Annotated in this window: 9 protein-coding genes; 2 read left to right on the top strand and 7 right to left on the bottom strand. The window is 53.7% G+C overall.

What is annotated here, in order from left to right:
• The coding region (locus tag KKF06_08575; protein ID MBU1617808.1) for a right-handed parallel beta-helix repeat-containing protein at positions 1–818 on the top strand (818 nt) is incomplete at its 5' end.
• A 19-nt stretch (positions 819–837) separates the two neighbouring features.
• Here the strand turns inward: KKF06_08575 and KKF06_08580 are convergent.
• From KKF06_08580 to KKF06_08610, 7 genes are all read right to left on the bottom strand, one after another.
• Complete coding sequence (locus KKF06_08580) at positions 838–1,335, bottom strand: NADH-quinone oxidoreductase subunit B family protein (protein ID MBU1617809.1); 498 nt, start codon at positions 1,333–1,335, stop codon at positions 838–840.
• Positions 1,332–2,873 carry an NADH-quinone oxidoreductase subunit C gene (locus tag KKF06_08585; GenBank protein ID MBU1617810.1) on the bottom strand — a complete coding sequence of 514 codons (1,542 nt, stop codon included), beginning with the start codon at positions 2,871–2,873 and terminating at the stop codon, positions 1,332–1,334. Before KKF06_08585 ends, KKF06_08580 begins: the two co-directional genes overlap by 4 nt.
• 2 nt (positions 2,874–2,875) lie before the next feature.
• The gene (locus tag KKF06_08590; protein MBU1617811.1) at positions 2,876–4,330 is read right to left on the bottom strand and encodes a hydrogenase 4 subunit F; all 1,455 of its coding nucleotides are present in this window, start codon (positions 4,328–4,330) and stop codon (positions 2,876–2,878) included.
• Between the two features lie 2 nt (positions 4,331–4,332).
• Positions 4,333–4,560 carry a hypothetical protein gene (locus KKF06_08595; protein MBU1617812.1) on the bottom strand — a complete coding sequence of 76 codons (228 nt, stop codon included), beginning with the start codon at positions 4,558–4,560 and terminating at the stop codon, positions 4,333–4,335.
• A gap of 90 nt (positions 4,561–4,650) precedes the next feature.
• Positions 4,651–4,965 (bottom strand): hypothetical protein, encoded by a 315-nt coding sequence (locus KKF06_08600; GenBank protein ID MBU1617813.1) that lies wholly within the window; start codon positions 4,963–4,965, stop codon positions 4,651–4,653.
• A complete protein-coding gene (locus KKF06_08605; protein MBU1617814.1) occupies positions 4,966–5,793 on the bottom strand; it encodes an NADH-quinone oxidoreductase subunit H in 828 nt (275 codons plus the stop codon). It lies immediately after the preceding gene.
• 5 nt (positions 5,794–5,798) lie between these two features.
• Positions 5,799–7,625: a hypothetical protein gene (locus tag KKF06_08610; GenBank protein ID MBU1617815.1), complete on the bottom strand. Its 1,827-nt coding sequence runs from the start codon at positions 7,623–7,625 to the stop codon at positions 5,799–5,801.
• A 107-nt stretch (positions 7,626–7,732) separates the two neighbouring features.
• On the opposite strand from KKF06_08610, the gene KKF06_08615 reads away from it, so the two are divergent.
• Positions 7,733–7,950: hypothetical protein (locus KKF06_08615; protein MBU1617816.1), on the top strand; the 218-nt coding region annotated here is incomplete at its 3' end.

Raw genomic sequence — 7,950 nt, forward strand, 5'->3', positions numbered from 1 at the left:
ATTACGGCGGCGGCATCTGCCTTAGGGGGATGTCCGCGACTGTCTCAAACAATACTATCCAAAATAACGAATGCGGCAAAGGGGGCGGGTTGTTTATTCAATTAAGAGACCCTACTAGATCGATCCTGGTCGAAAACAACACCATTACCGGGAACCATGGGTATTCCGATCATGGCGGCGGGGTCTATATTGCCGCTTACAAGGGAAAAATCTCAAATAACAGTATAACCAACAACAGTATCCTTGAAGCATACGGCTGGGCTGGCGGAATGATCATTGACGGCGGCCAATACAGCGGCTTCAATGATACAATTTACCTTGAGCTCTCCTACAATACCTATTCCGGTAATTTTGCCCCTGAAGCGGGAAGCGGTCTATTTATTGACGAGGGGGCAAACACCCGCCTTTACCATGAGTTGATCTATGCCAACACCAGCAATCATGCGACACAAAGCGGCGGGCTTTATGTTGACGGGGCAGTCGGGACCGCCAACGCCAGGACTATTCTGGAGAATTGCACCATCGCCGACAATGTTGGCGGCAATGGAAGCACCGGTCATGCTATTTACATTGAAGGAGGCTCAACAGTTATCGCCAAGAATTGTATTTTCTGGGGAAATCACAGCGATAACACAACCCAATTCCTGGTCAATGGATCTTCCCTGACCGTTACCTATTCCGATCCTCAAGGAAGCTACCCCGGGACCGGGAACATTAATTCCAACCCCCTCTTTGTCGGCGGCGGGGACTATCACTTGCAGTCTGGCAGCCCCTGTCGAAATACCGGCCAGGGGGAAGCCAATATGGGTGTTTACTAGGCTAAGAACGATCATTGGCCTAACGTAAAAAAGAAATCAGCGCTTTGACCAGCGTCAGCGGGGTCGGAGGACAGCCGGGAATATGGAGAGTGACCGGTAAAACGGCGTTGACCCCGCCGGCAATGTAATAAGAGCCCTTGAAAACCCCGCCATTTAAAGCGCAATCGCCGGCCGAGATAACCAGCTTTGGCTCCGGCATCGCGTCATATGTTTTCTTCAGGGCCAGGACCATGTTCTTGGAGACCGGCCCGGTCACCAGCAGGGCGTCGGCGTGGCGGGGAGAGGCGACAAAACTGACCCCGTACCGCTGAAGGTCATAGAGCGGATTGGTCGCGGCGATAATTTCCGATTCGCAGGCGCCGCACGAGCCGGTATCAACCTCGCGGATAAAGAACGATCTGCTGAATTTCGCGGCGATCAGGTCTTTTAATTCCGCGCCGCGTTTTTCATATTCGATCGGCTGGGTCACAATCCCCCGGGCCAGCCGGGCAGCGATCACCTTGTCAAAGACGCTCATAGGTCGTTCCCCGCGTAAGAAAGATTAAAGCTCTTGTTGCAGACCGGAAAGTCGGGAACAATATTATCCAACGCGGCCAGGTTCAAACCAATCCAATTATGGAAAGAGGGATCAACGATCTTGGCCCTTGCCAATTTTCCATCAGTAAACCGAAGCCAGTACAAGACCGGACCGCGCCAGCTCTCCGCCCACCCCAGCGCCCGACCGCTTCCAACCAATGGTTCATCCCCGGCGACCGCCCCCTCGGGAAGCCTCGCGGCCAGCCGTTCTATCTGCCGGACCGATTCTTCAAACTCGTCAAGACGGACCTCAAGCCTGGCCAAAACATCTCCCTTTTCTCTGGAGACGACCTTCAACCCGTCGTAAACTCCGGGAAAAACTTCGCGCAGATCAAGTTTAACTCCGGAAGCCCGACCGGCCAGTCCAATCACGCCAAGGTCTTCCGCCAGCTTTTTGCTCAACGCGCCGGTCGTCTCGACCCGGTCAAGGAACGAGACGCTTGAATAGAGGATTTCGCGCAGGCGCCGAAAATCACGAGCGGCCACGGCCGTTTGGGCCAGCAATTTTTTAACGCTCGCCTGGTCCAGGTCCCGGCTCACCCCGCCTGGTAGATTAACGTGCTTTAAGAAACGACTGCCGGTCAACTCCCCGTTCAAGGCCTGCAGGTTTTCTTTAATAACGGAAGCTTCCGCCGCCGGAAAAGAAAAACCAACGTCCAAAGCGATCGTTCCAACATCGGCAACGTGGTTATAGAGCCTCTCCAGCTCTAAAAAAATCCCTCTTAAATATTCCCCCCGCGGCGGCACCGTGATCCCGCAAGCCCTCTCCACCCCTCTGCAACAGGCCAGGCTGTGGGAGAAAGCGGCGTCGCCGGCGACGCATTCCGAAAGTTTGGCCGCGGAGGCCGCGTCCCGTCCCTCGAACATTTTTTCCACCCCGCGGTGGGTAAAACCGAGACGGCTTTCCAGGTTAATGATCGGCTCACCCGCGACGCTAAATCGAAAATGTCCCGGCCCAATGATCCCGGCATGGACCGGGCCGACCGGGAGCTCAAAGACCCCCTCGCCTTCAACCGGCATAAAAGGATAGTTTCCGATCGGTCCCGGGACCGCCGACTCAAAATCTTTTCTTAATGGATAGCCGCCCGGCCAGACCTCATCGTGAAGGCGGAGGCGCCGGCAATCCGGATTTCCCTCCGGCTCCAGGCCGAACATCTCTTTGATCTCCCGTTCAAAAAGATTAGCCGAGTAAATATCTTTGGCGATCGAGCCAAAGACCGGTCCGGGAACTTTCTGCTCGACAAAATACCACTGGCGCGGTTTCGTTCCAATAAAGCCGGCCCTGATCGTGAACGTTCCCTCGCTTGAGCGGCGATCTTCGGCAAACATCAGCATGACCGTTGAGCGAAGCAGTTTGTGCAGGGCCAGACAGGCCGGCTTAAAATCAACCGGTGAAACCTCCAAATAAACTTCGTTCTCATTGGTCAGCTTGACCGGAACGATCCCCAGCCTGGTCAGTTCAAACAACAACTTTTCCATGGTTATATACCCCGCGTAGTATCGACGACTAAAAGAAGCAAACGGTCGAGCGGTCCCGGGACCCAGACCCCCAGGACCACGATAATTAATAAAAGAAAAATAAAGGCCAGCTTGCCGGCCAGGTCTTCTTTGGCCGGCGGCACTTCAGCCGGCCGCGGCCCAAAGATCATCTTGCCGGCGTGAAAGACCAGCGCGCCAAAGATCACCGTCATAAATAACAAGAGCGATCCGGCGATCAAATACGACCCCCGGCCAAAGGCGGCCATTATGATCATGACCTCGCTCCGAAAAAGGGAGAACGGAGGAAAGCCGGCCAGGGCAAACAAGCCGGCCAGAAAGAAGAGCCCGGTGAATGGAAGAACACGGATCACCCCCCGGATTGAGCTCATGTTGTGGCGGTCGTAGGCTTGAATAATGTTGCCGGCGCCAAAGAACATCAGCGATTTGGCCGCGGCGTGGCCAAGGAGGTGGAGAAAAGCCCCGTACAGGGCCAGCGGACCGCCAAGCCCGATCCCCACGGCAATGATCCCGATATGCTCGATACTGCTGTAGGCCAGTAGCCGCTTGAGGTCCTTTTGCGCCAGGACAAAACCGGCCGCGATAAGCAGGGAAAAAAGACCAAACAATAACATAAGGTGGCTGAAAAATCCAAAGCCGACGCATTTGACGACAATCAAGCCATAGCGGATGATCGCGTAAAGGGCGGTCTTAAGCAGAAGGCCCGAAAGAAGGGCGCTGGCCGGAGAAATCGCCTGGCTGTGCGCGTCGGGGAGCCAGGTATGCATGGGAGCCAGTCCCGCTTTTGTGCCGTAGCCGACAATGATAAAGATAAAGGCTAATTTGACCAGATCGGGGTCGAACCGGCCGGCGGCGGCGGAAAGGTCGGACCAATTCAGACTGATCCCGCCCGTTAAAGAAAACACGTAAGCGAAAAGAATTGTCCCCAGCAAGGCCAAAATGATCCCGACCGAACAGATGATCAAATATTTCCAGGCCGCTTCGACTGAAAACTTGGTATTGTAAAACCCGACCAAAAAAGCGGAGATCAAGGTCGTCAGTTCAATCGCCACCCAGAGCAGGCCAAGGTTGTTGACCATTGTCGCCAGGAGCATCGCCAGGATGAACAGATTAAAAAGAAAATAATAGTACCCGCTCTTTTTATCAGTCACCTTCATCCGCCGCCGCTCGCGCTCCAAAAAACCGATCGAATAAAGAGCGGCCGCGAAAGCGACGATCGTGATGACCAGGACAAAAAATACGGTCAAGGAATCGACAAAAAAGAGCCCACGGGTAAAGGGCTCGGGACGTTCAAGAAAGGCAGCCGAAAAGAAGAGCCCGCAGGAAAGCTCGGCCAGGTAACCCAAAGCATTGATCGCGCCAAACGACCGGGAGCGTCCGATCAGCAGAGCGGCCAGCGCCAAAAACAAAGGTATTAATAATAACGAATAGAGTTCCACTGTTATCCTTTCAGCCGGTTCAGCCGGCTGACGTCAATCCCGGTAAACAGCCGGTTGATCCGGTAAACAAAGACTCCCATGATCATGGCGCTGATAAACACGTCTAAAAAGACCGCGATCTCCACCAGGAAAGGGAGGCCGCCGGCCAGCGCGATCCCCAGGAGAAAGATCCCGTTCTCCATGACCAGCAAGCCGATGATCTGCGCCAGAGCCTTGAGCCGAAAGATCATGATCTGCGTTCCGACGAGCAATAAAGTAAACGCGGCGGTGCCGGAGATCTTGAGCAGAACATCTTCCCCGGGAAAAAGCCGGCCGGAAAACTACCAGGAAAGATAAGCAAAAAATACCGACAGAAGGAGGGAAAGCTGGGGCGTTAAAAAAAAGCCCAGGTCTTCGGAGGCGCCGATCTCCTTGAGAATCCTGGAAAGAAAATAAGGGATCACCCCCCCTTTGACGATCAAGAGGAGAACGGCAATAATATAGATGCCAAATCCTCCTCCGTGCCAGGCTTCGATAAACGCCAGCGCCGCCAGCAAAACCGCCTGCAGGCGAAAAGTACCGATCAAAGCGCCAAACCTTTTCGCCGCGACCAGCGCGAAAGCGGTCAGCAATATTCCATATAAAATATAAGTCATTTATACTCCCAGGGCGGCCGAAATGACCGCCAGCAGAGCGAGGATCCCGGCAAAAAAGAGAAAGTCAACGACCCGGAAAAGCCGCATTTTGGCGAGCGAGACTTCCGTGAAAGCGACGATAACGGCCAAGCCCAGCAGAGAGAGCAGATACCAGCCGATCCGGCTGACCAGGAACGGCCAAAGGACAAGCAGGATCAGCGAAAAGAAGATCGCCTGTTTCAGATAAGAGGCCAGTTCGATCAAGGCAAGCGAGCGGCCGGAATACTCAAGGACCATCGCCTCGTGGACCATGGTCAGCTCAAGATGGGTCTCCTGGTTATCAACCGGCACGCGGGAGGTCTCCGCCAGCGTCGCCAGAAAAAGAGCCGACGCCGCCAAAATCGACGAGGCATTTATCGCTCCGCCGCCGCTCAAAACCGAGGCAAAAATCGCCAGAAGGATGATCGGCTCAAGAAAACCGGCAAAGAACATCTCCCGGGAAGAGCCAAGCCCGCCAAAGGGACTGGCAGGATCAAGTCCGGCCAGGGCCAGAAAAAAACGCCCCAGCGACAAGACAAAGACCAGGAGGATCAGATCTCCGGCCCGCATAAAAACAGCCGCGGACAATACCGATCCTAGGACAATATAAGGGGTCACTTTCGTCAACCAGGAAGAGTGTTCGGAAAAGCGCGCCTCTTTTTTGAATAATTTACCGAGGTTAAAATAAGGCTGGAATATCCCCGGCCCCCGGCGGAGCCGCAGATTGTTTTTTATCCTGGAGATCACTCCGCTGATCAGCGGGGCAGCCGCCAGCATTAATAATATTTTAATAATCTCCCCGTATTCCATGTCGGTTAAAACCTCCCCGCGAAAAACAACAAGACCAAAACCACGATCAAAATATACGCCAAATAGATCTGGATGCTCCCCGCCTGGAACCTTTTCATCCCCCTGGCGGTCAAAAACAGCCCGCCAATGAACGGCAGATAAAAGAAATCCTTAAAGATCTTAGCGGTCTCCGACTCGTAAGTGAGAGACCTGACGTGATAATGGGAATCTTTTATCTTTTGAGTACTGCGCGAAGGCTGGAGGAAAAAGCTGAAAGCGATCCTGAACGGTTTGGAAAAACCGGTTGCCGAACACTCCTGGCGCGGGGTCAACTGATAATAGCCGCAGTCCCAGGTCGGGACGATGACGCTTCTTAACCGGCCAAAAAACAAATAAACCGCCGCGACCGTCAAGACGAGCGCCCCAAAAATCGTTGCCGCGATCAGCAAGGGAGACAAGCTGGCGCCCGGCAAGCTGACAAAATAATGGTTTAGGGTAAAAGTCTGGACCGGCAAACCGGCGGTGGAAGCGGCGACTTTTGCCAGCAAGTCAACGATCGGAGCCGCGCCCAAAGCCAGCCCAACAAGTAAAATGACCAAAAGCCCCATTCCCAATAACATGGTCAAAGGTCCCTCTTGCGCTTGTTCCGCATTAGCGCTCCTCGGCCGAGCGAGAAAAGTCATCCCGAAAGCCCGGACCATACAAGCGGCGGTTAGTCCGCCAGTCAAAGCAAGAGTGGCAACACAGAGCCCGAAAATAACTTTTAATCCGGCTGGAGCGGCAAGCGCGCCAAGAAAAAAGACCCGCAGGGTCAACCACTCGCTGATAAAACCGTTAAGCGGCGGCAAAGCCGCGATCGCCAGCGCGCCGATCAGAAAAAAAGCGGAGGTTAAGGGAAGCTTATTGATCAGCCCGCCAAGCTTCTCCAGGTTCTTTGTTCCCACCGACCGGTAGACACTCCCCGCCCCCAGGAAAAGGAGGCTTTTAAAAGCGGCATGGTTAATAAGATGATAAAGGGCGGCGACCAGCGCCAGGCTGGCCAGAGCCGGCTGGCCAAGAGGGATAAAGATCATCGCCGCCCCAAGGCCAAGCATAATAATTCCTATATTCTCGATGCTGGAATAAGCCAGCACCGTTTTAAGGTCGTTATCGATCAAGGCGTAGATGATCCCGACCAGGCAGGTCAAACAGGCAAACAGGATCACGATCCCTCCCCACCAAAGCGACTGGATCCCCAGCGCGAAAAAGATAAAGCGGAGCAGACCATAAACCGCTACTTTGATCATCACCCCCGACATCAGGGCGGAAATATGGCTCGGTGCCTGCGGATGCGCGTAAGGGAGCCAAAGGTGGAGAGGAACGATCCCCGCCTTGATCCCAAAACCGATCAGAAAAAAGAAGAATAACAGATCGTCACTCCCGGCCGGCAGTACCGCCAATCGCCAGACTAAAAGATCGAACGAACCGGTGTAGCAGTGAAGGAGAAAAATCCCGGCCGCGATAAAGGCCGCGCCAACGTGGCTCATAACGATATAGATGGTCGCCGCTTTGATCGACTTTTCGGTCTCCGCCTCGAACATGACCAAAAAATAAGACAACAGGGTCATCATTTCCCAGCAGACCAGGAAAGTCAGCGTGTTCCGGACCAAAACTACCAGGAGCATTGAAGCGATAAAGGCCAGGGTCAATAGCTGGCCGACCATGATCTTGCGGCGGGAATATTTGCCGGATAAATAACCAAGCGAATAAATAATGACCGGAATGGATATAGTTATAATGATGAAAAGAAATAAAACCGTTAACGGATCAAATAAAAAAGAAAACTCCCAGTTGAGCATTTGCGCCTTTTCCATTCTGTCGCCGGCGGCAGAAAAACAACATTGATAGCTTTGGCATTTACTTTACTCCTCTCCTCCCGCCTTGTCAACGAGCCCCCTGTTTTCTGTGATATAATTCAGCTATGAAAGATCGATCAAATATCCTGATAGTTTGCGCTGTTCTGGCTTGCGGCTGGCTTTGTTTTACCGCCGGCTGCGCTCAAGTCAACAGCGCCAGCACTACCACGACCACTCTCCCAGTCAGCGAAACTTATCCGGCGGACAGCTCCTATGACGACGCGGTCGGGATCTACGTTTCCACCTCCGGCAATGATTCGACCGGCAACGGGTCGATCGGCAA

Source organism: Candidatus Margulisiibacteriota bacterium, from assembly GCA_018822365.1.
Taxonomy (GTDB): Bacteria; Margulisbacteria; WOR-1; order O2-12-FULL-45-9; family XYB2-FULL-48-7; genus XYB2-FULL-45-9.

Coding starts and splice junctions, on each gene's coding strand:
- KKF06_08605 (MBU1617814.1), bottom strand. CDS start 5,793: ATGGAATACGGGGAGATTATTAAAATATTATTAATGCTGGCGGCTGCC.
- KKF06_08580 (MBU1617809.1), bottom strand. CDS start 1,335: ATGAGCGTCTTTGACAAGGTGATCGCTGCCCGGCTGGCCCGGGGGATT.
- KKF06_08600 (MBU1617813.1), bottom strand. CDS start 4,965: ATGACTTATATTTTATATGGAATATTGCTGACCGCTTTCGCGCTGGTC.
- KKF06_08610 (MBU1617815.1), bottom strand. CDS start 7,625: ATGGAAAAGGCGCAAATGCTCAACTGGGAGTTTTCTTTTTTATTTGAT.
- KKF06_08595 (MBU1617812.1), bottom strand. CDS start 4,560: ATGATCTTTCGGCTCAAGGCTCTGGCGCAGATCATCGGCTTGCTGGTC.
- KKF06_08585 (MBU1617810.1), bottom strand. CDS start 2,873: ATGGAAAAGTTGTTGTTTGAACTGACCAGGCTGGGGATCGTTCCGGTC.